The sequence below is a fragment of the Pseudomonas asplenii genome (assembly GCF_900105475.1).
GTDB lineage: Bacteria > Pseudomonadota > Gammaproteobacteria > Pseudomonadales > Pseudomonadaceae > Aquipseudomonas > Aquipseudomonas asplenii.
In genome coordinates this window covers 5,000,828-5,023,844 of the sequence record NZ_LT629777.1, presented here as the reverse complement: position 1 = coordinate 5,023,844, position 23,017 = coordinate 5,000,828, and the positions used below count along the sequence as shown (strand labels likewise).

Sequence of the window (23,017 nt, the reverse complement as noted above, 5' to 3'; positions counted from 1 at the left end):
TGAAAGATAGATCAAGCGTGTGTCTTTTTTGACATGTAGACAGGTTTTATTCAGGAAACCGGCGACCGGTGAAAACATGTAACGTTTTTCGGTTCACCCGGCGGCGTATCGTCGGCAAAACGGTGCAGCCGTTTCGGCCATGGAGATTATTCTGACAGACTCCCGGTGCTGTACGAAAATAAGTAATCTTCAAGCAGATTCTGCACTTGGGACGCCTGAATGAATCAGTACACGCCGCGTGACTGGCAGCCCCATGAGCGTCCCAGTCTGCCCGGCTCACCCTCGACTCCCTTGCATTCGCTGCCCAAGCGCCTGGCTTATGCGGCAGTCGGATTGCTGGTGGCACTGACGGGCGGGCTCGGTAATGCGCTGGTGGTGGCCAACCTGCCTTATCTGCAGGGGGCATTGGGTGCTACTACGGCGGAAATGGCCTGGTTGCCTGCCGCCTACGTGATGACCAATGTCTCGATGAACCTCTTGTTGGTGAAGTTTCGCCAGCAATTTGGTTTGCGCGCGTTTACCGAGGTGTTCCTGGTGCTCTACGCCCTGGTGACCTTCGGCCACCTGTTCGTCAACGACCTCAGCTCGGCCATTGCGGTACGCGCCGCCCACGGCATGGTCGGTGCGGCACTCAGTTCCCTTGGCCTGTATTACATGATCCAGGCATTCCCGGCGAAATGGCGGCTCAAGGCCCTGGTGCTGGGGCTGGGTACCTCGCAGTTGGCGCTGCCGTTGGCCCGGCTGTTTTCCGAGGACCTGCTGCAGATCGCCGAATGGCGCGGCCTGTACCTGTTCGAGTTGGGCCTGGCACTGGCGGCGCTGGGCTGCGTCTTTCTGCTCAAGTTGCCGCCTGGCGACCGCTTCAGGACCTTCGAAAAACTCGATTTTCTCACCTTTGCAGTACTCGCCACAGGAGTGGCACTGCTGTGCGCGGTGCTGTCCCTCGGCCGTATCGACTGGTGGCTGGACGCGCCCTGGATCGGCATGGCCAGTGCCGCGTCGATTACGCTGATCCTGGCCGGGCTGGCCATCGAGCACAACCGCAGCAACCCGATGCTGATGACCCGCTGGTTGGGCAGCGGGGCGATGATCCGTCTGGCGCTCGCGGTGATCCTGATCCGCCTGGTGTTCTCCGAGCAGTCCACCGGTGCAGTGGGTTTCCTCCAGGCGCTGAACATGGGCAGCGAGCAGATGCGCAGCCTTTATCTGGTGATGCTGGTGGGCAGTATTGCCGGGCTGGCAGTCAGTGCCCTGACCATTCATCCCGAGCATCTGTTGATGCCATTGATCATTTCCCTGGCGCTGATGGCGCTGGGCTCGTCCATGGACAGTTTCTCGAACAACCTGACCCGCCCGGCCAACATGTACCTCAGCCAGTTCCTGCTGGCCTTCGGTGGCACCTTCTTCGTCGGCCCGACCATGGCCCTGGGCGCGCGCAACGTGCTCAGCAACCCGCGCAACCTGGTGAGTTTTTCCGTGCTGTTCGGGATCTGCAACAACCTCGGTGGGCTGATCGGTTCGGCGCTGCTGGGGACCTTCCAGGTGGTGCGCGAGAAAATCCATTCCAGCAGCATCGTCGAGCACCTGACCCTGACTGATCCCCTGGTGGCAGCGCGGGTGCAGGGTTCTGCCGCAGGCTACGCCTCGACGATCTTCGACCCATCGCTGCGTACCACCCAGGGCGCGCGCGCGCTCGCCACGGCGGCGACCCGCGAGGCCAACGTGCTGGCCTACAACGACGTGTTCATGCTGATCGCGCTGATCGCCGTGCTGACCATGATCTGGATCTTTATCCGCAGCCTGTGGCTGATGAGCACCACGCGACGGGTCGCCAGCCATACTCCATCTTCCACCTCCAACAGCGGTGCCACCCCCCGATGAGCGAATCCGTGACCACCCATGCCAGTGCCGCCACCGCCGAGGGGCAGACACCTCCCGGCGCATCGTTGACCGAGCCGCGTTCGTTGCGGGTCCGGATCATCTCGTCGTTGGGTTTTGCCGCGATTGCGCTGGCCGGTGTGCTGATCGTGCTCTACGCCTGGCAACTGCCGCCGTTCAGCAGCGCCATCGAAAGCACCGAAAATGCCCAGATACGAGGGCAAGTGACGTTGATTGGCCCGCAACTGAGCGGTTATGTCTTCGAAGTGCCGGTGCAGGACTTCCAGTTCGTCAAGGCGGGTGACTTGCTGGTGCGCCTGGACGATCGGATCTATCAGCAGCGCCTGGACCAGGCCCTGGCCCAACTGGCGGTACAGAAGGCCGCCCTGGCCAATAACCAGCAGCAACGGCGCAGCGCCGAGGCGACGATCGCCCAGCGGCGCGCGGCGCTGGACAACAGCAAGGCCCAGGCGCGCAAGAGCGAAGCCGACCTGGCCCGCAACCAGGCGTTGATCGGTGATGGTTCGATATCCCGTCGCGAACTGGACGTGACCCGCGCCGATCATGCGCAGACCTTGGCAGCCATCGCCCAGGCCGAGGCGGCTCTGGAGATTGCCCGCCAGGATCTGCAGACCGTGGTGGTCAATCGTGGTTCGCTGGAGGCGGCGGTGAGCAATGCCGATGCGGCGGTCGAGCTGGCGCGTATCGACTTGTCCAATACCCGTATTGTTGCGCCCCGGGACGGGCAACTGGGGCAGATCGGCGTACGCCTTGGCGCCTATGTGAACTCCGGTGCGCAATTGATGGCGTTGGTGCCGGAGCGCTGCTGGGTCATCGCCAACATGAAAGAAACGCAGATGGCTGATGTGCGCGAAGGACAGGCGGTGGCCTTCACCGTCGATGCACTCGATCACCGTCGGTTTACCGGACGGGTCCAGCGCATTGCTCCCGCGACGGGTTCGGAGTTCAGTCTGTTGCAGGCCGATAACGCCACCGGCAACTTCGTCAAGATTGCCCAGCGGGTGCCGGTGCGGATCACCGTCGATCCCGGCCAGGCCGAGGCGCAGCGGCTGCGGCCGGGGATGTCGGTGGTGGTGAGTATCGATACCCGCAGTGAGGTGAAGGCGGTGACGCAGGACTTCTGAGTATCGATTTCACGCCTTTCTATTTGGCTGACTGCGTCCTTATGGCCTCCATCAGCCCATCGATCCGTGCCAGCTGCTCGCGATTGTCATGGTCCCAGGGATGGAACCCCGGCTTGAAGTAATCCAGCCAGGGCAGCGCGATCCGTGGGAAAACCCCACGCCAGCCGAACAGGTACTTGACCATTCGCCACCCTCCACGCAGTGGATGTCCGGACTTGCGGTCGGCGATCAGCAGGCGGACATGGAAGTCGAACACCACCAGCCAGAAAAAGAACGTGGTCGACAACATCGCGCCGGTACGCAGCAGATAACGCTTGGGGCCTGGCTTGATGACCGTGTTCCAGACATCGAAGGCCACCGCCTTGTGCTCGGTTTCCTCGAGCGCATGCCAGGTCCACATCTGCCGGTAGCCTTCGACCGAGTCGCCGAAGCGGCTCGGGTCGCGCAGCAGCAGGTCGGCGAGCATCGCTGTGTAGTGCTCCAGAGCGATGGTGATCGCCAGGTTGAACGATGGCGCGAAATGTTTTTTCTGGAAGTCGAGGATGGCCCGCAGTCGCCGGTCGAGCAGGTGCGCGGGTAGTCCGGCGTTCTCCAGCAAGTTGTTATAGAGCACGTGTTCGCGGCTGTGCATGGCTTCCTGGCCAATGAACCCCTGGATCGCCTGGCGCAGCTGCGGGTCTTCTACCCGGTCGCGGTAATGGCGCACGCTGTCCATGAAGAACAGCTCGCCCGAGGGAAACAGCAGGGACAATGCGTTGAAGAAATGCGTGACCCAGGGGCCCTCGGCATGCCAGTCCTTGATACGTTCGGCTGGCAGTTCGGGGTGGATGTCTCGACGGATCGGCAGCATGGCTGGCACTCCTGAAATATCGGTTGAGGGCGTTCAGATTCCGCCCGAATCCTTGACGTCGTAGCTTGCGGTCTTGTTCTTGCGCCGGCCCAGGGGCGACAGACGCCGGGTGGCGAACACCACCAGGGCCTGGTAGGCACTGGGCAACAGCCGTACGAACAGGTCCAGCGCGTGGGCATCTCGACCGATCAGCACGCGGCGCCGGTTCTTGCGCACGCCTTGCAGGATCACCCGCGCGGCCTGTTCGGCAGTGGTGATGAACAACTTCTCGAAATCGGCCCGGGCCTGTTGTTCGCTCTCGATCAGCAGGCCCTTGACGTTGTCGCTGATGCGGCTGGAACGGGCGATGTCGGTGCGGATGCCGCCCGGGTGCACGCAGGTGGCCGAGACGCCGTTGGCCATCAGGTCGAGTTCCTGGCGCAACGCCTCGGTAAAGCCGCGCACCGCGAATTTGCTGGCGTTGTAGCCGCTCATGCCGGGTTGGGCGAAGAGCCCGAAGACACTGGAAGTGTTGACGACATGCCCGTCGCCGGACTGCTTGAGGTAGGGCAGAAAGGCCTGGGTGCCATGCACCACGCCCCAGAAGTTGATACCGACGATCCACTCCAGGTCTTCCAGGCTCATGCCCTCGATGGTGCTCGACAGGGCGACGCCGGCATTATTGAAGATCAGGTTGATCTGGCCGTGTTCGGCGGCGGTCGCCGCCGCCCAGTCGAACATCGCCAGGCGATCGGCGACGTCCAGCACCTGGGAGCTCATGCGCAGCGGCAACAGGGCAGCGGCGCGGGCCAGGACCAGGGTCTGTTCAAGGCCGGCAGCGTTCTTGTCGGCCAGTGCCAGGTGGCAGCCCTCGCGTGCCAGGGCGATGGCCAGCGCCCGGCCCATGCCGGAACCTGCGCCAGTAATGGCGGCGACCTTGCCGTCGAATGTCTTCATGAGTGGCTGCCTTGTGCGGGTTCGATGACGGCGGGTACGACAACGGCGGGGCGCTGCGGGCTTTCGCCGAAGGTGAGGTAGTCGCGCAGTTCGAAGTGGCGGGTCATTTGGCGGAAACGCCAGGTGGAGCCCGGCCAGAGCGTGGTGTTCTTGCCGGTGCGCGGGTCCAGGTACCAGCTGCGGCAACCGCCGGTGGACCAGATCGCACGCTTGAGCTGCTGCTGCAAGCGGCTGTTGAACTGGCTTTCGACCTGCGGCCGGACCTCCAGCGCGCCGATGCGCTGTTCACGCATCTGCTTGAGCGCCTGGAGTATGTAGTCGACCTGGGCCTCGATCATCAGGATCATCGAGTTGTGTCCCAGGCCTGTGTTCGGCCCGATGATCATGAACAGGTTGGGATAGCCGGGCAGACAGCTGCCCAGATAGGCATGGGCGCCCTCGGCCCAGGCATCCATGATGTCCACGCCATTGCGCCCGATCAGCAGGCCGCGGGGCAGTGGCTCGGTGGCCTGGAAACCGGTGCCGTAGATCAGGCAGTCGACCGGGTGGCGGGTGCCGTCGCGGGTGACCACTGCATCGGCTTCGATGTGCGACACGTCCTGGGTCACCACCTTGACATGGCTGCGGGTCAGCGCCGGGTAGTAGTCGTTGGAGATCAGGATGCGCTTGCAGCCGATGGTGTAGTCGGGGGTCAGGATGGTGCGCAGGGTCGGCGCCGCCACCTGTTTGTGCAGGTGCCGCACGGCTACTTTCTGCACCAGCTTCATCAACCTTGGCTGGCGAGCGAAAGCGATCACCCGGCTTTCGAGCAGCCAGTAGATGGCCGAGCGGGCCAGTCGCTGGGTGACGGGCAGGTGCTTGAACAACCAGCGTTCAACACTGGAGACCCGGCGGTCGGGCTTGGGCAGGATCCACGGCGGGGTGCGCTGGAACAGGCTCAGGTGGGCCACCCGTGGGGCGATTTGCGGAACGAACTGGATTGCGCTGGCGCCGGTACCGATCACCGCGACACGCTTGCCCTCCAGCGGATACTGGTGGTCCCAGTTCTGGGAGTGGAAGCTTTTGCCGGCGAAGCGCTCAAGGCCCGGGATATCCGGCAAGGCCGGGCGCGACAACCCGCCCATGCCGCTGACGAGGACCCGGGCACTGACTTCGCGCCCGTCGGCGAAGCTCAGTTGCCAGCGTTGCAGTCCCTCGTCGTACACCGCCTTGTGCAGCTCCATGTTGTAGCGCAGGTGCTGCTCCAGTCCGAAATCCCGGGCACAGCGCTCCAGGTAGGCACGAATCTCCGCCTGCGGGGCGAACTGTCGGCTCCAGTGCGGATTGGGTGCGAAGGAAAAGGAGTAGACATGGGACTGCACATCGCATGCGCAGCCCGGATAGTGATTGTCCCGCCAGGTGCCGCCGAGCGCGTTGGCCCGTTCGGCAATGAAGAAATCGGCGATCCCTGCCTCTTTCAGCTTGATGCCCATGCAAAGCCCGGCAAAGCCGGAACCGATGATCGCGATATCTACCGATTCGCGGCCTGCGGGGGGTGACGAGTACGCATTCATGGTGTGTACCTCGATTGTGGCGACGCCTGACGATCAGTTTCGTCGCGGGATGAAAACTGGGTCTTGCACAATTAAACTATTTGTTTTAAAAATTAATTTAAATAATTTACCTGAAAATATCTCTTACGCTAGTGGTCTGTACGAATTGAGTGACTCACCTGACGGGTGGGATCTATCAGGCAAGCCGTACCGGGAGATAGCCACGGCAGGAACCAATACCGGTTTTGCGTCGGGTGCAGGGAGGCAGGGGGCTGACGTGATGGCGTGGGGTGTAGCAGCGGTTGCGTTTGTGCTGGGCAGTGCCGGACTCTGGGCTCTCAGCACCCGGATCAATCGGCGGGTCGAGCGCGCGGTGCCGGCCGACGGACGTTTTGTCGAAGTCGATGGCGAACGTATCCACTATGTGGACGAGGGGCAGGGCCCGGTGCTGGTGATGATCCATGGGCTGAGTGGCTGTGGGCGCAACCTGACCCATTCGTTGTCGCCACAATTGCGCGAGCAGTTCCGGGTCATCACCCTGGACCGTCCCGGCTCCGGTTATTCCAGCCGCTCTGCGGGGGCCGGGGTCAGCATCACCGCACAAGCCCGCCTGATTGCCCGTTTCATCGAGACCTTGCATCTGGGTCGACCCCTGGTCGTCGGGCATTCCCTCGGCGGCGCACTGGCCCTGGCGTTGGCGCTCGATCACCCGCAGCGGGTGTCCGCACTGGTGCTGTTGGCGCCCTTGACCCATCCGCAGCGCATGTTGCCTCTGGTGTTCCTGTCGCTGGGCGTTCGGCCCGATTTCATCCGGCGCTGGTTTGCCCAGACCCTGGCGGCGCCGATGGCCATGCTTGGACGCGGTGGCCTGCTCAAGGCGGTGTTCGCCCCCGAGCGTCCGCCAGCGGATTTCGCCGAGCGCGGTGGTGGTCTGCTTGCCATGCGTTCTGACAACTTCTATTGCGCTTCCAGCGAGATCGCCACGGTCAATGACGATTTGCCAAAGATGGTCCGGCGCTATCCGCAGCTCGATTTACCTGTGGGGCTGGTTTATGGCTCACGGGACGCGGTGTTGGACTATCGCCGACACGGTGAGTCGATGGCGCGCCTGGTACCCGGTCTTCAACTGGACATTCTCGAGGGGCGAGGGCACATGCTGCCGGTCACGGCGGTCGAGCCTGTGGTCGCCATGGTCCGTGCTATTGCCGCACGGGCAAACGAGCAACAAGGCATCACTCTGCAACACGAAACGTCTGCGGTCATACCTTCCTGAAGCGGGTTTTCAGGAGGGCCGGACGGTTTCACGCACGACATTCAAAATGACGGAAAAAATAGTTGACGAGCTATCGAAATCGGGCTATTTATTTAAAAAAACGTTTTGAATGTTTTTTTTGAAAATGCAATTGAGCGGTTAAAATAATGAAAAAAACGCCTTTTGAAGCATTTTGTCTTTTTATGCCTGCCGGCTGTCCGCACCAGCGTTCATTGGGTGTTCGGGTTGCATACGCAACGGTGCGACTCGCTGTGCGGAGGTTGCCATGAACTCCATTCTGGCAGCACCGGGTGTCTGGACGGACAGCAAGCGTCACCTGTGGTGGCTCGGCGCCTTGCCGATGGTCACCCCCGTATTGTCCGGCGTGCTCGCCCTGGTTACTGGCATCCAGTCCTTGTGGTGGATCGGTGTAGTGGTGATCTTCGGTTTGATCCCCATGATCGACGGCCTGCTCGGCGAAGACCACAGCAACCCGCCGGAAACCATCGTTCCGGATCTTGAGAAACAGACCTACTATCGCTGGATCATCTACAGCTGCGTGGCGCTGATGTGTGTCTCGCTGGTCACCACTGCCTGGATGGCAGCAGGTGGCGTCGACTGGATGATCGGCGGTGGCTTGCAGCGCCTGGCTCAGACACTGCACCTGCAGGGTGGGCTGGCTGGCCTGATGGGCTATATCACCGAACGTGCCCAGGTGCATGGCAGTGTCAGCGGCTTCACCTACCTGGGCATGGCCATGTCCACCGGCGCGGCGACCGGCATTGCGATCAATATCGCCCACGAATTGGGTCACAAGACCCGGCCGCTGGAGCAGTTCCTGGCCAAGGTGGCCCTGGCACCGACCTTCTACGGACACTTCTTTGTCGAGCATAACCGCGGCCACCATGTGCGCGTGGCGACCCCCGAAGATCCGGCCAGCTCACGCCTGGGCGAGAGTTTCTGGAGCTTCCTGCCGCGCTCGGTCTGGTTCAGCCTGCGTTCGGCCTGGCATCTGGAGCGCGAGCGTCTGCACAAGCAGGGCCTGCCGACCGTGCACTGGAAAAACGCGGTGCTGAACGCCTGGCTGTTCAGTGTGGTGATGTGGGGAGTATTGATTGCCTGGCTGGGCCTGGCCGTTATTCCTTTTCTGGTGATCCAGGGTATCTACGGGTTCTCGCTGCTTGAAGTCGTGAACTATGTAGAGCATTACGGCCTGTTGCGTCAGAAGTTGCCCAATGGTCGTTATGAGCGGTGTTCGCCACGGCACTCCTGGAACAGTAATCGTATTGTCACCAATATCTTTCTGTTCCAGTTGCAACGCCACTCCGATCATCACGCCTATCCGACCCGCAGTTACCAGGCCCTGCGTCATTTCGACGAGTCGCCGCAACTGCCCTACGGTTACGCCAGCATGATTGTCTGGGCCTACGTACCGTTTCTGTGGCGGCGACTGATGGACAAGCGGGTGTTGGCGCACTATTCAGGGGATGTCCGCCTGGCCAATCTGCAACCGTCCAAACGCAAGCAGTTACTTCAACAGTACGGCACTGACTACACCGATTGAATTGAACAGTTGCATCAGATGCTCTCCGAACGGCGGGCATGACGGGTGCGGCTTGCCAACGCTTACGGGCGTTATCACTTGCCGCAATGACGTTGACCGATAACAACAATAAGTAACGGGAAGGATGTCCACCATGCAAAAAGTTCTGTTGACTGCTCGTGTAGTGGCCGCGTTGCTGGGGTTCTCCCAGGTCGCGCCGGCCTTTGCCGCGGCGCGTATCGAACCGGCCAATACCGAGTTCACTGCCAAGGGGCCGATCAGTTTTGCCAAGAGCATCATCAATGCCGACTGCACCATCCAGGTCAGCGGCCGGATCAGTGCCGACGGCAGTTATGTCAGTGTCGACAAGGTCGGTTTCGACGGTGGCCTGAAGTGCGGCCAGGTCGAGGCCACGCACCTGCCCTGGAAACTGATCGCCAAGGATGAAACCAGCGGTGCGATGTCAGGTATCCAGGTCACCGTGCATGCCCCGCTGGTGGGCGGCGATTGTGGGCCGACCACCGCCGAAGGCAGCTGGAACAACAGTACCGGCAAACTCCAGGCGAACAATGTCGCGCTGGATGGCGGCTGCACCATCAAGACGGTTTCGATCCAGATGCCGCCGACGTTCCGGGTAGTGCCCTGAGTCGACGGCCGTTTACGCAACACCAGGCATTTTGAAGTTTGGCTGAAAGGGATACTCGGTCGTGGTTGCGGTACTCCGTGTCGTCTCAAAAGGCCATTAACCCCCGGCGAAATGAATCGCCATACATGTGAGGAAAAACAACAATGAAAGGCATCAAAACTCTCGTGTCTGCCACTGCAATCGCTGTCTGCATGGGCGCCGCATCCATGGCTTCTGCCGCAACTATCGGTCCAAACGGGCCGTTCTCTGCCACGGGTAGCATCACCGTCAAGTCGCCCTCGTCGTTCCAGGCGGCAGTGACCTGCCCGGTGGTCGCCAGCGGTACCGTTTCGGGTGGTGTCGCCACGATCACCAGCTTCAGCACTTCCAGTGGTAGCGGGCTGTGCCAACTGCCGCAATTCAAGAACCTGCCGTCTCCAGGCTGGGTAATCACCGCTGCCAGCGCCACTACCGGCACCATCGCCAATGTCGGCTACACCATCTCCAGCCTGCCATCGACCAACTGTGGTCCAAGCACCATCAACGTCAGTTGGGCCAGTTCTGGCTCGGTGGGCGGCACTCTGAGCGCTACCAACCAGGCTTTGAGTGGTAACTGCACCGTGAGTTCGCTCAGTGTCAGTGCGCCGACTATCACCATCACCCCTTGAAGTTCGTACTCCGTAAAGGGCTGATCACCCGCTGAAAGACAGACGCCTTGCAAAAGGCGTCTGTTGAGCAAAAACGCTGCGGTGAAGCGGTAGATAATAATAAGGAGTGGGGCATGAATAATAAGAAGCAGCAGTTGCAGGTAGCGATTGGACTGGCCTTGCTGAGCAGTGTGATGGCGTCCGGTTCGGTGCAGGCTGGTGGTTTCCAGACGCCGACCTATGGTGCGCCAGGTTGGGGGCGAGCTTTTGGTGGGGGTTCATTGTTCAAGAATGACCCATCGGCTGCCTTCAATAACCCGGCCGCGATGGCTTTCATCGATCAGGCGGTTGTTCAGCAAACCGTGGACTACGCACGCATCAACATCAAGTACAAAGGAACGGCCAAGGACTATACCGGCCAGCCGACCTCCAATACGACGACGGACCCGCTTACCGGGGCTCCGGTATTCAACGAGCGCACCGGTGACGGTGGTGAAGCCGGTTTCACTGCCTGGCTGCCGACGGGTTTTCTGGTGATGCCGATCAATGATCGGATCAGTTTCGGTTTGAGTCAGGTCGTTCCCCAGGGGATGAAAAGCACCTGGGATCAGGACTGGAAAGGGCGTGATTTCGCGGTAGATACAAAAATTGAAACGGTCGGCCTGACCGGTTCTCTTTCGTTCAAGGTGAACGACCAGTTTTCGTTGGGCGGTGGCATCATCGTCCAGCACAGCAGTGGTTTTGTCAGTCAGAACATCGACCTTCTGGCCGCAGCCTCTCTCTCCCCCAATTTCGGCGGAGCGCAGCTTCCATCCGGGCTGGGCCAGTCTCTGATCCGAGTGAAGGTGGACAATACCTCGGTCGGCTGGTTTACCGGTGTGGTCTGGAAGCCGACCGAAGTCGACACGATCGGCTTGAATTATCATGCCAAGATCAAGAACAAGATGGAGGGCAAATACAACATTTATGCGGATGAAACCTCCAGGGGGCTCATGACCCAGCCTTTCGGCCCCAATGGCGAAACGCTGGTCGAATTTGCCTATCCCGGACTCAAACTGTTCCCGGATGGCGCCAATGCGTCTACCCAGCTGGATATTCCCGCCACCGCAGCACTGGACTGGGTTCATCAGTTCAACGACCGATTCACCTTGGGGGCCAGCGCCAACTGGACCGAGTGGTCGTCATTCAAGAGCCTGACGCTGAAATCCGACGGCAATACCCTGGTGGCCATTCCCTACAACTACAAGAACTCGTGGATGCTCTCGTTGGGTGGCGACTACAAGGTCACCGATGACTTCACCTTCCGCGCGGGTGTGGCGCGAGACCAGACGCCGACCCGCAACTCGACTCGCGATCCGCGCATTCCCGATGGCGATCGCTGGTTTGCCTCGCTGGGCTTCGGTTACGAGATCAGGGCAATACCTGGCTTGAGCATTGACGGAGCCTATTCCCGGCAGTTCGTGGACGAGGTCAAGCTCAAGACCCAGAACCAGGATCGCCTGGGTGGCGCCTCTCTGGACGGCAAGGTCGATAGCAAGGGCGAGGTGGTCAGTCTGTCGGCGACATACCGCTTCTGATATCGATATTGACCTGTTCTGAGCGCGCATTTTCACTCCTTTTACTGCTTATCAAGGCCGAATTCGTTCGGCCTCATTTTTGCTCAAGAAATAAATAAATATTTTAAAATAAAATTTGAAACACGTGCGCTTCATTTGTAAGGTGGTCATTGAGGCGATGCTGAATCGCGTCCTCGCTGGTTGTTTCGCACGTAATAGAGAGGTGTCCCATGATGGTATGGTTATTGGCAGGGCTCGGTATTGCTCTCGTACTCGCCTATCGGCAGGCAGCGGCCGTTCTCTGGCTCGGCGTTGCCACCGGCTGGTTGGCTGCGGGCTATCTGTTCAACCTGGTCGGCCCACTGGGCGCGGCGGTGGCTGCGGTCCTGGTGCTGCTGCCGGCCCTGGTGCTGGCGATCAAACCTCTGCGTCGCAGCTTGCTCAGCCGCAAGGCGCTGGCACTGTTCCGGCAGATCATGCCGGCGATGTCCGACACCGAACGTGCGGCCATCGAGTCAGGCACCGTCTGGTGGGACGCCGAGCTGTTCAGCGGCAAACCGAACTGGGACCGTCTGCTCAAGGCGGCACCGGCGAGCCTGAGTCCGGAGGAACAGGCGTTCCTCGACAATGAGGTGGAAACCCTCTGCGACATGGCCAACGACTGGGAAACCACCCAGGTCTGGCAGGACATGTCGCCCCAGGCCTGGCAATACACCAAGGATGCCGGCTTTCTCGGGATGATCATTCCCAAGCAGTATGGCGGCAAGGGCTTCTCCCATTACGCCCACTCCCAGGTGGTGATGAAGCTGTCGACCCGTTGCTCGGCAGCGGCGATTTCGGTCATGGTGCCCAACTCGCTCGGCCCGGCCGAACTGCTGTTGCACTACGGCACCGAGGCCCAGCGCCAGCATTACCTGCCACGCCTGGCGCGGGGCGAGGATATTCCTTGTTTCGCCCTGACCAGCCCCTACGCCGGCTCCGATGCCGGGGCCATCCCGGATGTCGGCGTGGTCTGCAAAGGGCAATTCGACGGTGAGGAAGTGCTGGGTTTCCGGGTCACCTGGGACAAGCGCTATATCACCCTGGGTCCGATCGCGACGGTACTCGGCCTGGCGTTTCGTGCCGAAGATCCGCAAGGCTTGTTGGGCCGCGAGGGTAGCCTGGGTATCACCTGCGCGCTGATTCCCACCTCTCACCCGGGTGTACAGACCGGTCGCCGGCATTGGCCGCTCAACGCGGTGTTCCAGAACGGTCCGACCCAGGGCAAGGACGTCTTCATTCCGTTGGAGTGGGTGATCGGCGGCCGCGACCAGGTCGGCAATGGCTGGCGCATGCTGATGGAGTGCCTGGCCGCCGGGCGGGCGATCTCGCTGCCATCGGCCAACGTCGGCCTGAGCAAGATCGCGGTACGCGGCACCAGTGCCTATGCGGCGATGCGCAAGCAGTTCGGCCTGCCTATCGGCAAATTCGAAGGCGTGCAGGCACCGTTGGCGCGAATGGCCGGGCATCTGTATGCCTGCGATGCGGTGCGCAAGGTCTCGGTAGCCTCGCTGGATGCCGGGGAAAAACCTTCGGTGATTTCGGCCATCGCCAAGTATCACGTCACCGAGCGTGCCCGCGCGGTGGTCAACGATGGCATGGACATCGTTGCCGGCAAGGGCATCTGCATGGGGCCGAACAACTTTCTCGCCCGCGCCTATCAGCAGAGCCCCATCGCCATTACCGTGGAAGGCGCGAACATCATGACCCGCTGCCTGATCATCTACGGTCAGGGATTGATTCGTTGCCATCCTTATGTCTTCCGGGAAATGGAAGCCGCCCGTGCCCAGGATCGTGCCGGGCTGGAAGCGTTCGACAGTGCGATGTTCGGCCATATCGGTTTTGTCGTTGCCAACACCGTGCGGGCGGCGGTCCACGGTCTCAGTGGCGGGCGGCTGCTCAAGGCCCCGGCCAAGACGGACAAGGCACTGGCGGGTTACTACCGGCAGATCGAGCGGTTGTCGGTGGTGCTGGCGCTGGCCTCCGATATCTCCATGGGGGTGCTGGGCGGTGCGTTGAAACGCAAGGAGAGCATCACCGGCCGGCTGGGCGATATCCTCTCGCAACTGTACATCCTGTCCTGCGTGCTCAAACGTTTCGAGGACGACGGGCGTCCACAGGGCGATCTGCCGCTGGTGCACTGGGCCGCCCAGGATGCCTTGCTGCGTGCCCATGAAGCCCTGGCCGAAACCCTCGACAACTACCCTTCGAAGGCCGCTGCGCGGGTGATTCGTGCATTGAGCTTCCCGTTCGGCATCCCGCTGCGCAAGCCGTCCGACCAGTTGCTCGGCGAGGTCGCCGAACTGGTGCAAGTACCCGGCGCGAGCCGCGACCGGCTGCTGGCCGACTCGTATATCCCGCAGCCGGACATCGACAAGCTGGCCTACGGCGAACTGGCATTCCGTCTGCAGCCGCAGGTCGAGTTGATCGAGGCACGCCTGAAACCGACGGTGCGCGAAGGGATCATTGCGCCGTTGCCGATTTCCCGCGAGGCCTTCGTGGTCTGGCGGGCCAAGGCCCTGGAGCTGCAACTGATCAGCGACGAAGAGGACCAGATGCTCGGGCGCTACGTCGAGTACGGCGACCATGCGATCCAGGTCGACGACTTCCCGCAGGACTTCGGTCTGCTTGAAGCCCTGCAGCAGCGCCAGGCGCATTTCGAACAGGTGGCCAAGCCGGTTGCCAAGCGTCGTGCGGCGGTCAATGAAGGCACGGCTGTCGTTGACGACAGCGGCTATTGATCTTTCTTTGCTCTGGAACGGAACTCTTTCATGTCTGACGGTTATCTTTCTTTCGTCAATTCGCCCTGGGGGCGACGTCTGGCGCGATCGGTCGGCTTGCCGCAACCGCTGCCATTGCAGCGCTACCGCCAGGGCCAGGCGGGTAACAGCCTCAACCCGGTGGTGCTCGCTGGCGCCCCACAGGGCCGGTTGCTCGGCGAGTTGCAGCGGATTTTCGCGGCCACCGAGACGGTCGTTGCCACTCCGGCGAGCGTCCAGGCGCCGTCCACGGTCAAGGTCCAGGGGCTGGTGTTCGATGCCAGCGGCCTGGCCGATATCGCCCAACTGGACGAGTTGTACCGGTTCTTTCATGCCAACGTCCGGCGCCTGAATCAGCATGGTCGCGTGCTGGTACTCGGCACGCCGCCGGAACACTGCGCTGAACTGGCCCAGGCCGTGGCACAGCGGGCACTGGAAGGTTTCGTGCGTTCGCTGGGCAAGGAATTGCGCCGAGCGATCACCGTGCAGTTGCTGTACGTAGCGCCGGGCGCGGAAGCGGAAATGGACAGCAGCCTGCGCTTCTTCCTGTCACGCCGTTCGGCTTATGTCTGCGGCCAGGTGGTCCGCATCGGCGAGCCGGTGGACGTGCCCAAGGCCATCGACTGGCAGCGGCCGCTGGCCGGGCGCCGAGCCTTGGTCACGGGTGCTTGTCGTGGTATCGGCCTGGCGATCGCCCAGGTGCTGGCCGGCGAGGGGGCCGTGGTGATCTGCCTGGATATCCCACCGGTCGAGACGGAGTTGCAGCAGGTCGCCAGTTCGCTGGGCGGGACGGCATTGGCCATGGATATCACCACACCCCAGGCCGCCGAACGTTTGCTGGCATTTGCCGGTGAACAAGGTGCCTTTGATATCGTCGTGCACAACGCCGGTATCACCCAGGACAAGACTCTGGCGAAGATGACCGAAGCGGCCTGGCGCAAGGTCATGGCGGTCAATCTCGAGGCGCCGTTGCGGCTGAGCACGACGTTGCTCGAAGGGCAGGGGCTCAACCCGGGTGGACGGATCGTTTGTGTGTCGTCGATTTCCGGGATCGCCGGCAATCTTGGGCAGAGCAACTACGCCACTTCCAAGGCCGGTGTGATCGGCCTGGTGCAAAGCCTGGCCCCGCTGGCGGCGCGCCAGCAGGTGACGGTCAACGGGGTGGCGCCGGGTTTCATCGAAACCCAGATGACCGCGAAGATCCCGTTGCTGATTCGCGAGGCGGGGCGGCGGATGAACTCCCTGTCCCAGGGCGGTCAGGCCGAGGATGTCGCGCAGACCATCGCCTGGCTGGCGCACCCGGCCTCGGGCGGGATCAATGCGCAGGTGGTCCGCGTTTGCGGGCAAAGCCTGCTGGGGGCCTGAACCATGAATATCGATTCGACCCTTCGTATCATCGATCCGGTGCCTTCCACCGCCCAGTTGCTCTGGGGCGGTTTGCGCAGCCTGCGTAAACCCAAGGTCGAGGGCGTGCCGCGTCTGCCCCAGGAGCGTCTGGTGCGGCCGGCCGTGGAATTGCGGGCGGCGGATATCGAACGTTATGCCCGGGCCTGCGGTTTTCGCCGAGAGCACGGCGTGCCGATGTCCTTCGTGCATACCCTGGCTTTTCCCCTGCATCTGCTGTTGCTGACCAGCCCGACGTTTCCCTGGCCAGCCAGCGGCATGGTGCACCTGGCCAACCGGATTCGTCAGTACCGACGCCTGCAGCCAGGCCAGGCGTTGCGCCTGCAGGTGCACTGCGAGCGCTGGGTGGCGCATCCCAAAGGCCAGGCCTTGCTGATCGTCAGCCAGGCCCACAGCGATGGCAGCCTGGTCTGGGAAAGCGAGAGCCTGTATCTGCGCCGGGGTGTCGCCGCGCCGGTCGGCGATCCCTGGCAGGCTGACCGGGCGCTGGATGAGCAAGCGCTGATCCTGACCCAGCGCTGGTCGTTGGCGGCGGATCTGGGACGGCGGTTCGCCAAGGTTTCGGGCGACCACAATCCGATCCATACCTCGTGGCCGGGAGCACGGCTGTTCGGCTTCAAGCGACCGATTGCCCATGGCATGTGGACCCTGGGCCGGGCCTTGGCTGCGCAGCAGCCACCGCGGCCACTGGACGCGGCCGGGCTCGATTGCGAGTTCAAGCTGCCGATGTTCCTGCCCGGCAGTGCGACGTTATGGAAGGCGCCGACCTGCGGGACGCACCAGACCTTTGAAGTACGTACGGCGGCCGGCGACAAGCCGCATATGCGTGGTGTGCTCACGCTCACTTGAATACACCGCTTGCCTCTTGTGGGAGCCGGCTTGCTGGCGATGGCGGTGTGTCAGACAACAGATTGCTGATGGGTAGATCGCTATCGCCAGCAAGCCGGCTCCTACACAACACCAGGGCCAGCGAATGGAAGGAAAGTCCGCATGACCGAATACAGCTTTACCCCGGCTCCAGTACGACGGGTTGCCATCCTGGGTGGCAACCGGATTCCGTTTGCCCGTTCCAATACCGTCTATTCCCATGACAGCAACCAGGACCTGCTGACGGCCGCCCTGCAAGGCCTGGTCGACCGCTTCGGCCTGCAAGGCCAGCGTCTGGGCGAGTTCGCCGCCGGTGCGGTGGTCAAGCATTCGCGGGACTTCAACCTGGCTCGCGAGACGTTGCTGTCGACCACACTGTCGCCGCAAACCCCGGCCTATGACATCCAGCAGGCCTGCGGCACGGGCCTGGAGGCGGCGTTGCTGGTGGCCAACAAGATTGCCCTCGGGCAGATCGAGGTGGGGGTGGCCGGTGGTTCCGACACCACGTCGGATGCACCGATCGGCCTCAACGAGTCGTTGCGCCGGACCCTTCTGGAAGTCAATCGCAGCAAGGATACCCTGGGCAAACTGCGCAGCCTGCTCGGCATCCGCCCGTCGATGTTCTTCAAACCGCTGCTGCCGCGCAACGGCGAGCCGCGCACCGGGCTGTCCATGGGCGAGCATTGCGAGGAGATGGCCAAGCGCTGGCAGATCAAGCGTCTGGCCCAGGATGAGTTGGCCCTGAGCAGTCACCAGGCGCTGAATGCGGCCTATCAGCGCGGCTTTTTCGACGACCTGATCACCCCGTATCGCGGGCTTGCTCGCGACAACAACCTGCGCGCCGACGCCAGCCTGGAAAAACTCGCGGGACTGGGGCCGGCCTACGACAAGCGCAACGGCACGCTCACTGCCGGCAACTCGACACCGTTGACCGACGGCGCTTCGGTGGTATTGCTGGCGAGTGAGGCCTGGGCGGCGGAGCATGACCTGCCGGTGCTGGCCTATCTGCGTACGGGCGAAACTGCAGCGGTGAACTTCGTCGACGGTAGCGAAGGGCTGCTGATGGCCCCGGCCTATGCCGTGCCACGGATGCTGGCCCGTGAGGGCCTGGGGCTGCAGGACTTCGACTTCTATGAAATCCACGAAGCCTTCGCCGCGCAGGTGCTGTGCACGCTGAAGGCCTGGGAGGATGCCGATTATTGTCGCGAGCGCCTGGGGCTGGAGGCGCCGCTGGGCGTCATCGACCGCGCCAGACTCAATGTCAATGGTGGTTCGTTGGGCTGCGGGCATCCGTTCGCCGCGACCGGCGGCAGGCTGCTGGCCAGTCTGGCCAAGGCCATCGACCAGCGTGGCGGTGGCCGCGGACTGGTTTCCGTGTGTGCTGCTGGCGGCCTGGGTGTGACGGCTATCGTCGAAAAATAAAACAACAACAAGGAGACTGCCATGAGTGTCGCGAGCCTGCAGAGTACCGAACGTGTCTGGGTGAATGCCTACCATCCCGGCGTGCCGGCGGATATCGAGGCCGAGATCGATCGTTACCCGTCGCTGCGCGAGGTGTTCCTCGAACATGTGGAGAAATACCGCCAGCGGGTGGCCTACGTCAGTATCGGTACCGAGATGGGCTATGACGAATGGGAGCGCCAGGTCTTTGCCTTTACTGGCTGGCTGCAGTCCCGGGGGGTGAAGAAGGGCGATCGCGTGGCGCTGATGATGCCCAACTGCCTGCAGTATCCGATCTGCCTGTTCGGCACTCTGTTGGCCGGCGCCGTGGTGGTCAACGTCAACCCGCTGTATACCGCCCGTGAGCTCAGGCATCTGCTCAAGGACAGTGGCGCCGAAACCCTGGTGATCTTCGAGAACTTCGCTCACACGCTGGAACAGGCGATGGACGGCAGTGCACTGAAAAACATCGTAGTGGCGGCCATCGGCGACCTGCTGGGTACCTTCAAGGGGGCCGCGCTGAACTTTGTTCTGCGGCATGTGCAGAAGCAGGTACCGCGCTTCAATCTGCCAGGCTCGATCCGCTTCCCGGCACTGATGAAGCAGGCCCGGGGCCTGAAGAGCAGGCCGGTGCAACTGGTCCACGATGATATTGCCTTCCTGCAATACACCGGTGGCACCACGGGCGATGCCAAGGGCGCGATGCTGACCCATCGCAACATCCTCGCCAACCTGATGCAGGCCAAGGCCTGGGTCGGCGATCAGCTCGACGAGAACCGGCAGGAAACCAACGTCACCCTGTTGCCGCTGTACCACGTGCTGTCGCTGACGGTGAACTGCCTGATGTTCATGTGCCTGGGCGGGCGTAACATCCTTATCGCCAACCCGCGGGATGTGAAGCGGGTGCAGATGATCCTGCGCAAGGAGAAGTTCAGCGGCATCGTCGGGGTCAACACGCTGTTCAACGGCTTGCTGGAAAACGATGAGTTCCGTGCGCGGGACTTCTCTGACCTGAAACTGGCAATTGCCGGTGGCATGGCCACACATACCGCCGTGGCGCGGCGCTGGCAGGAGGTGACCGGGGTACCGATCATCGAGGGCTACGGGCTGACCGAGTGCTCGCCGGTGGTGAGTATCAGCCCGATCGATATCAAGCGCATGCGCGAAGGCGAGTTCACCGGGACCATTGGCGTGCCGCTGCCGTCGACCTGGGTGCGTTTTGTCCGCGAAGATGGCTCGTTGGCGGCTATCGGCGAGGAGGGCGAGTTGCAGGTGCGTGGGCCGCAGGTGATGAAAGGTTACTGGAAGCGTCCGGACGAGACGGCCAAGGTGCTCGATGCTGCCGGTTGGCTGTCGACCGGGGACATCGGGGTGATGAACGAGCAGGGTTTCATTCGTCTGGTGGATCGCAAGAAGGACATGATCCTGGTCTCGGGTTTCAACGTGTACCCCAATGAAATCGAGGACGTGGTGGCGTTGCATCCCGGCGTGGCCGAGGTGGCGGCGATTGGCGTGCCGGACCAGGTGACTGGCGAACGGGTGAAGATCTTCGTGGTGCGGCGCGACCCGGGCCTGACCGAAATGCAGTTGCTTGCGCATTGCCGCGAGTACCTGACGGGGTACAAGGTGCCGAGGATCATCGAGTTCCGGGTCGAGGAATTGCCCAAGACCACGGTCGGCAAGGTATTGCGCAGGGCCTTGCGCGAGTAGCCGGGGTTATACTGCGGCCGCGCTCAGGTTCTGCGCCTGTGGCGTGGCCACTGTAGTATTCGCGGATAAATCCTGCTTCTATAGTATTATGTAACCCATTGAGTGCCACTCAACCTTGCCATTCCTGGCTCATCAGGGATTGCCGTCCGTCTCCCGGACACAGGCAGAGCAGGGTATTTCTTGTTATAAACGCACTCCGACACCCCCGTGTACAGGGCTTAATTGCGCTTGTTCGGGGCTATCGCACGATTTTGCTGTCATTTCTGTTGCTGACTCGATAACTCGGCCTTAGACTGCCGCCCCTCGTAAATTGAGTGCCGGGTGGCGCTTGGAATGGACGGCGCCTTTCTGTGCATCCCCTCAGGTGCTCAGAACGCTCCCTAATTCGCCTTAATGCACGTATTTTCTATAGAGAAATCAATGACAAAGGAAAAGTTGCTGGCCATGCCGGCGGACGACTACATGAACGCCGAGCAACTGGCTTTCTTCACCGAGCTGCTGCAGGCCATGAAAGTCGAAACCCACGAGCGTATCGAGCAGAACCGTGTCGCCATCGAAAGCCTCGATACCCCGGCAGATCCAGCCGACGCCGCGTCCGTTGAAGAAGAGCGCACCTGGCTGGTGAACGCGATCGATCGCGACCAGCGCATGTTGCCGCAACTGGAACAGGCCCTGGATCGCATTCGCGATGACTCCTTCGGCTGGTGTGACGACAGCGGTGATCCCATCGGCCTCAAGCGCCTGCTGATCAGCCCGACCACCAAATACTGCATCGAAGCGCAAGAGCGTCACGAACAGATCGACAAGCACCAGCGTCAGGCCTGATTGCCCCTGAGTCTGCCGTACCACGCCCGACAAGATCGGTTGCGCAGCGTGGTACGGCGAGCAGCCTGTCGGCAAACCCTCTCGACCGCATTCCCCGCCGTTCCCCTGCGACCCTCCGTGCCGTCCCAGACTCCCGCTCGTCTTGCAACTCTCGCGTTTGCCCATTACAACTAACGGACCATAGATAATGGCTCTGTGATGGCGTTTAATGCAGGAAAATAACGAGAAGCTGAAAGTGGGTAACGCTTATGTCTGGAGAAGGAATTCTGTCAGGTGACCTTGCGCCATTGGAGGCACAACCAAGGTCGTTCTCGCGTTGGCTGGCGCCGCTGATACAAAGTATCGGCCTGGCGTTGCTGCTGTCGGCCATGGCCTATGCCAACTGGCCTCTCGGCGTCTGTCTGCCGTTGGCGCTCTTGCTGGTCTGGCTGCCACGATTGGCTTCGCGCCGGACCCCTCCGGTCGCCAGCGCCGACAGCGACTCACTGGGCGAGCTGACCCGCGACCTGTCCTACGCCACTAGTCATAACGCCTTGTCCGCCGCCGGTGTGGCCTTTTCAGTCAAGCAATTGGCCGGCAAGCTGCAATCGCAACTCGATGCGGCGGCGCAGATCGTCAGCAGTGCCGAACGGGTGATCGACACCGAACAAACCACGTCACAACTCAGCCAGCAAGCCCTGGGTTCGGCCAGCGAGGCCCGACAGAGCAGTGCCGAGGGGCATGCGGTGTTGTCGGAGTCGATCAGCCGCATGCACCAACTCAGTCAGCGGGCGGCGGCCAGTCGTCAGCTGATCGAGGCTTTGAGCCAGCGCAGTGAGGAAATCCAGCGAGTGACCCTGGTGATCCAGGCGATTGCCAGTCAGACCAACCTGCTGGCCCTCAATGCGGCCATCGAGGCGGCCCGTGCCGGCGAGCACGGACGCGGGTTTGCCGTAGTGGCCGATGAAGTTCGCGGTCTGGCCGGGCGCACAGCCGCAGCCACCGATGAGGTCGGGGTAAGGGTCGCCGATATCCAGCAACGCACGGCCCAGGTGGTCGCGCAGATCCAGCAGTTGTCCGTGGACCTCGAGAGCGGCGTCGAGCAGGTCGAGCAGACCGGGCGGCAACTGGACAATATTGCCCGTCTGGCGGCGGGTGTGGAAAGTCAGGTCAGTGAAATCGCCCAGGGCGCGCAGAACAACCGCGAGCAACTGGGTAGCCTGTTCAGTGCGGTGGAACAGATGCGCGGTGATCTGTCGGTCAGCGACCAGCAGACCCGACGGCTGGCCGAAGCCGCCGTACAAATGGAAGGGCAGGCCGAGACCATCAGTGAGCGGCTGGCCGCAGTCGGCTTGAACGACTATCACCAGCGCGTCTATGACCTGGCCCGCGAAGGCGCCGCACAGATCGCCGCGCGGTTCGAGGCGGATATCGAGCAGAACCGGATCAGCCTCGAAGACTTGTTCGACCGCAACTACCAGGTTATCGCCAATACCTCGCCGACCAAATACCAGACCCGTTTCGACCGGTATACCGACCAGGTCCTGCCGGCGATCCAGGAACCGCTGCTGAGCCGTCATGAGGGCCTGGTATTCGCTATTGCCTGCACTGCGCAAGGCTATGTTCCGACCCACAACCAGGCTTTTTCCCAACCGCTGACCGGCGATGTAGCCAAGGATGCGCTGCACAACCGGACCAAACGCAAGTTCGACGATCGCACCGGCATTCGTTGCGGCAGCCACCAGCAACCGGTGCTGTTGCAGACCTATACGCGCGATACCGGGGAGTTGATGCATGACCTGTCGGTGCCGATCATGGTCAAGGGCCGGCACTGGGGAGGGTTGCGCCTGGGCTACAAGCCGGAAAGTGCACCGCAGGCGTAAGGGTGAACGCTGCACGCATGGTTACCTTGTACTTGAGTGATTGACCAGCGAAAATCCACTGCGATACTGCCGCAGGGGATTGCCAGACGACCTTTCGAGCAGTACGTTTTGTCTTGTCTGATAGCACATGACAGTGGTTTGATTGGC

At 61.9% G+C, this 23,017-nt stretch carries 17 protein-coding genes; 14 read left to right on the top strand and 3 right to left on the bottom strand.

Going from position 1 to position 23,017, the window contains the following annotated elements:
* The first annotated feature begins 219 nt into the window (after window positions 1–219).
* Window positions 220–1,881: an MFS transporter gene (locus tag BLU37_RS22175; RefSeq protein ID WP_090208926.1), complete on the top strand. Its 1,662-nt coding sequence runs from the start codon at window positions 220–222 to the stop codon at window positions 1,879–1,881.
* Window positions 1,878–3,023 (top strand): HlyD family secretion protein, encoded by a 1,146-nt coding sequence (locus BLU37_RS22170; protein WP_090208923.1) that lies wholly within the window; start codon window positions 1,878–1,880, stop codon window positions 3,021–3,023. Before BLU37_RS22175 ends, BLU37_RS22170 begins: the two co-directional genes overlap by 4 nt.
* Window positions 3,024–3,042: 19 nt before the next feature.
* On the opposite strand, the gene BLU37_RS22165 is transcribed toward BLU37_RS22170, so the two are convergent.
* From BLU37_RS22165 to BLU37_RS22155, 3 genes are read right to left on the bottom strand one after another with little or no spacing between them, the layout of a single operon-like run.
* Complete coding sequence (locus BLU37_RS22165; RefSeq protein ID WP_090208920.1) at window positions 3,043–3,873, bottom strand: metal-dependent hydrolase; 831 nt, start codon at window positions 3,871–3,873, stop codon at window positions 3,043–3,045.
* Window positions 3,874–3,906: 33 nt separating this feature from the next.
* Window positions 3,907–4,809 carry an SDR family NAD(P)-dependent oxidoreductase gene (locus BLU37_RS22160; protein ID WP_010448407.1) on the bottom strand — a complete coding sequence of 301 codons (903 nt, stop codon included), beginning with the start codon at window positions 4,807–4,809 and terminating at the stop codon, window positions 3,907–3,909.
* Window positions 4,806–6,362, bottom strand: a complete 1,557-nt coding sequence (locus BLU37_RS22155) for a flavin-containing monooxygenase (RefSeq protein ID WP_090208918.1) — start codon at window positions 6,360–6,362, stop codon at window positions 4,806–4,808. The genes BLU37_RS22160 and BLU37_RS22155 overlap by 4 nt, the downstream gene beginning before the upstream one ends.
* 259 nt (window positions 6,363–6,621) lie before the next feature.
* Between BLU37_RS22155 and BLU37_RS22150 the strand changes: the two genes are divergently transcribed.
* The 12 genes from BLU37_RS22150 to BLU37_RS22095 all read left to right on the top strand — a co-directional run bounded on the left by BLU37_RS22150 (window position 6,622) and on the right by BLU37_RS22095 (window position 22,870).
* Window positions 6,622–7,614 (top strand): alpha/beta fold hydrolase, encoded by a 993-nt coding sequence (locus BLU37_RS22150; protein WP_090208915.1) that lies wholly within the window; start codon window positions 6,622–6,624, stop codon window positions 7,612–7,614.
* Between the two features lie 265 nt (window positions 7,615–7,879).
* On the top strand, window positions 7,880–9,157 hold the full coding sequence (locus BLU37_RS22145) for an alkane 1-monooxygenase (protein WP_090208912.1): 1,278 nt from the start codon (window positions 7,880–7,882) through the stop codon (window positions 9,155–9,157).
* A gap of 133 nt (window positions 9,158–9,290) precedes the next feature.
* The gene (gene praA, locus BLU37_RS22140) at window positions 9,291–9,782 is read left to right on the top strand and encodes an alkane oxidation protein activator PraA (RefSeq protein WP_010448414.1); all 492 of its coding nucleotides are present in this window, start codon (window positions 9,291–9,293) and stop codon (window positions 9,780–9,782) included.
* Between the two features lie 143 nt (window positions 9,783–9,925).
* Window positions 9,926–10,429 (top strand): alkane oxidation protein activator PraB, encoded by a 504-nt coding sequence (gene praB, locus BLU37_RS22135; RefSeq protein WP_029530467.1) that lies wholly within the window; start codon window positions 9,926–9,928, stop codon window positions 10,427–10,429.
* Window positions 10,430–10,542: 113 nt separating this feature from the next.
* Window positions 10,543–11,985, top strand: coding sequence for an outer membrane protein transport protein (locus BLU37_RS22130; RefSeq protein ID WP_090208909.1), 1,443 nt, complete (start codon window positions 10,543–10,545; stop codon window positions 11,983–11,985).
* 209 nt (window positions 11,986–12,194) lie between these two features.
* The gene (locus BLU37_RS22125) at window positions 12,195–14,744 is read left to right on the top strand and encodes an acyl-CoA dehydrogenase (RefSeq protein ID WP_090208907.1); all 2,550 of its coding nucleotides are present in this window, start codon (window positions 12,195–12,197) and stop codon (window positions 14,742–14,744) included.
* Between the two features lie 30 nt (window positions 14,745–14,774).
* The gene (locus BLU37_RS22120) at window positions 14,775–16,127 is read left to right on the top strand and encodes a 3-oxoacyl-ACP reductase (RefSeq protein ID WP_090208905.1); all 1,353 of its coding nucleotides are present in this window, start codon (window positions 14,775–14,777) and stop codon (window positions 16,125–16,127) included.
* 3 nt (window positions 16,128–16,130) lie between these two features.
* Window positions 16,131–17,015 (top strand): MaoC/PaaZ C-terminal domain-containing protein, encoded by an 885-nt coding sequence (locus BLU37_RS22115; RefSeq protein ID WP_090208902.1) that lies wholly within the window; start codon window positions 16,131–16,133, stop codon window positions 17,013–17,015.
* A gap of 141 nt (window positions 17,016–17,156) precedes the next feature.
* Window positions 17,157–18,455 carry an acetyl-CoA C-acetyltransferase gene (locus tag BLU37_RS22110; protein ID WP_090208899.1) on the top strand — a complete coding sequence of 433 codons (1,299 nt, stop codon included), beginning with the start codon at window positions 17,157–17,159 and terminating at the stop codon, window positions 18,453–18,455.
* Between the two features lie 21 nt (window positions 18,456–18,476).
* The gene (locus tag BLU37_RS22105; protein WP_090208896.1) at window positions 18,477–20,183 is read left to right on the top strand and encodes an AMP-binding protein; all 1,707 of its coding nucleotides are present in this window, start codon (window positions 18,477–18,479) and stop codon (window positions 20,181–20,183) included.
* A 420-nt stretch (window positions 20,184–20,603) separates the two neighbouring features.
* Complete coding sequence (locus tag BLU37_RS22100; protein WP_010445713.1) at window positions 20,604–21,008, top strand: TraR/DksA family transcriptional regulator; 405 nt, start codon at window positions 20,604–20,606, stop codon at window positions 21,006–21,008.
* Between the two features lie 248 nt (window positions 21,009–21,256).
* Window positions 21,257–22,870 (top strand): methyl-accepting chemotaxis protein, encoded by a 1,614-nt coding sequence (locus BLU37_RS22095; protein WP_090208893.1) that lies wholly within the window; start codon window positions 21,257–21,259, stop codon window positions 22,868–22,870.
* The last annotated feature ends 147 nt before the right edge of the window (window positions 22,871–23,017 follow it).

What these genes read in the sequence shown, in the direction of transcription:
- BLU37_RS22175 (WP_090208926.1), top strand. Translation starts at nt 220, where the DNA reads ATGAATCAGTACACGCCGCGTGACTGGCAGCCCCATGAGCGTCCCAGT.
- BLU37_RS22170 (WP_090208923.1), top strand. Translation starts at nt 1,878, where the DNA reads ATGAGCGAATCCGTGACCACCCATGCCAGTGCCGCCACCGCCGAGGGG.
- BLU37_RS22165 (WP_090208920.1), bottom strand. Translation starts at nt 3,873, where the DNA reads ATGCTGCCGATCCGTCGAGACATCCACCCCGAACTGCCAGCCGAACGT.
- BLU37_RS22160 (WP_010448407.1), bottom strand. Translation starts at nt 4,809, where the DNA reads ATGAAGACATTCGACGGCAAGGTCGCCGCCATTACTGGCGCAGGTTCC.
- BLU37_RS22155 (WP_090208918.1), bottom strand. Translation starts at nt 6,362, where the DNA reads ATGAATGCGTACTCGTCACCCCCCGCAGGCCGCGAATCGGTAGATATC.
- BLU37_RS22150 (WP_090208915.1), top strand. Translation starts at nt 6,622, where the DNA reads ATGGCGTGGGGTGTAGCAGCGGTTGCGTTTGTGCTGGGCAGTGCCGGA.
- BLU37_RS22145 (WP_090208912.1), top strand. Translation starts at nt 7,880, where the DNA reads ATGAACTCCATTCTGGCAGCACCGGGTGTCTGGACGGACAGCAAGCGT.
- praA (WP_010448414.1), top strand. Translation starts at nt 9,291, where the DNA reads ATGCAAAAAGTTCTGTTGACTGCTCGTGTAGTGGCCGCGTTGCTGGGG.
- praB (WP_029530467.1), top strand. Translation starts at nt 9,926, where the DNA reads ATGAAAGGCATCAAAACTCTCGTGTCTGCCACTGCAATCGCTGTCTGC.
- BLU37_RS22130 (WP_090208909.1), top strand. Translation starts at nt 10,543, where the DNA reads ATGAATAATAAGAAGCAGCAGTTGCAGGTAGCGATTGGACTGGCCTTG.
- BLU37_RS22125 (WP_090208907.1), top strand. Translation starts at nt 12,195, where the DNA reads ATGATGGTATGGTTATTGGCAGGGCTCGGTATTGCTCTCGTACTCGCC.
- BLU37_RS22120 (WP_090208905.1), top strand. Translation starts at nt 14,775, where the DNA reads ATGTCTGACGGTTATCTTTCTTTCGTCAATTCGCCCTGGGGGCGACGT.
- BLU37_RS22115 (WP_090208902.1), top strand. Translation starts at nt 16,131, where the DNA reads ATGAATATCGATTCGACCCTTCGTATCATCGATCCGGTGCCTTCCACC.
- BLU37_RS22110 (WP_090208899.1), top strand. Translation starts at nt 17,157, where the DNA reads ATGACCGAATACAGCTTTACCCCGGCTCCAGTACGACGGGTTGCCATC.
- BLU37_RS22105 (WP_090208896.1), top strand. Translation starts at nt 18,477, where the DNA reads ATGAGTGTCGCGAGCCTGCAGAGTACCGAACGTGTCTGGGTGAATGCC.
- BLU37_RS22100 (WP_010445713.1), top strand. Translation starts at nt 20,604, where the DNA reads ATGACAAAGGAAAAGTTGCTGGCCATGCCGGCGGACGACTACATGAAC.
- BLU37_RS22095 (WP_090208893.1), top strand. Translation starts at nt 21,257, where the DNA reads ATGTCTGGAGAAGGAATTCTGTCAGGTGACCTTGCGCCATTGGAGGCA.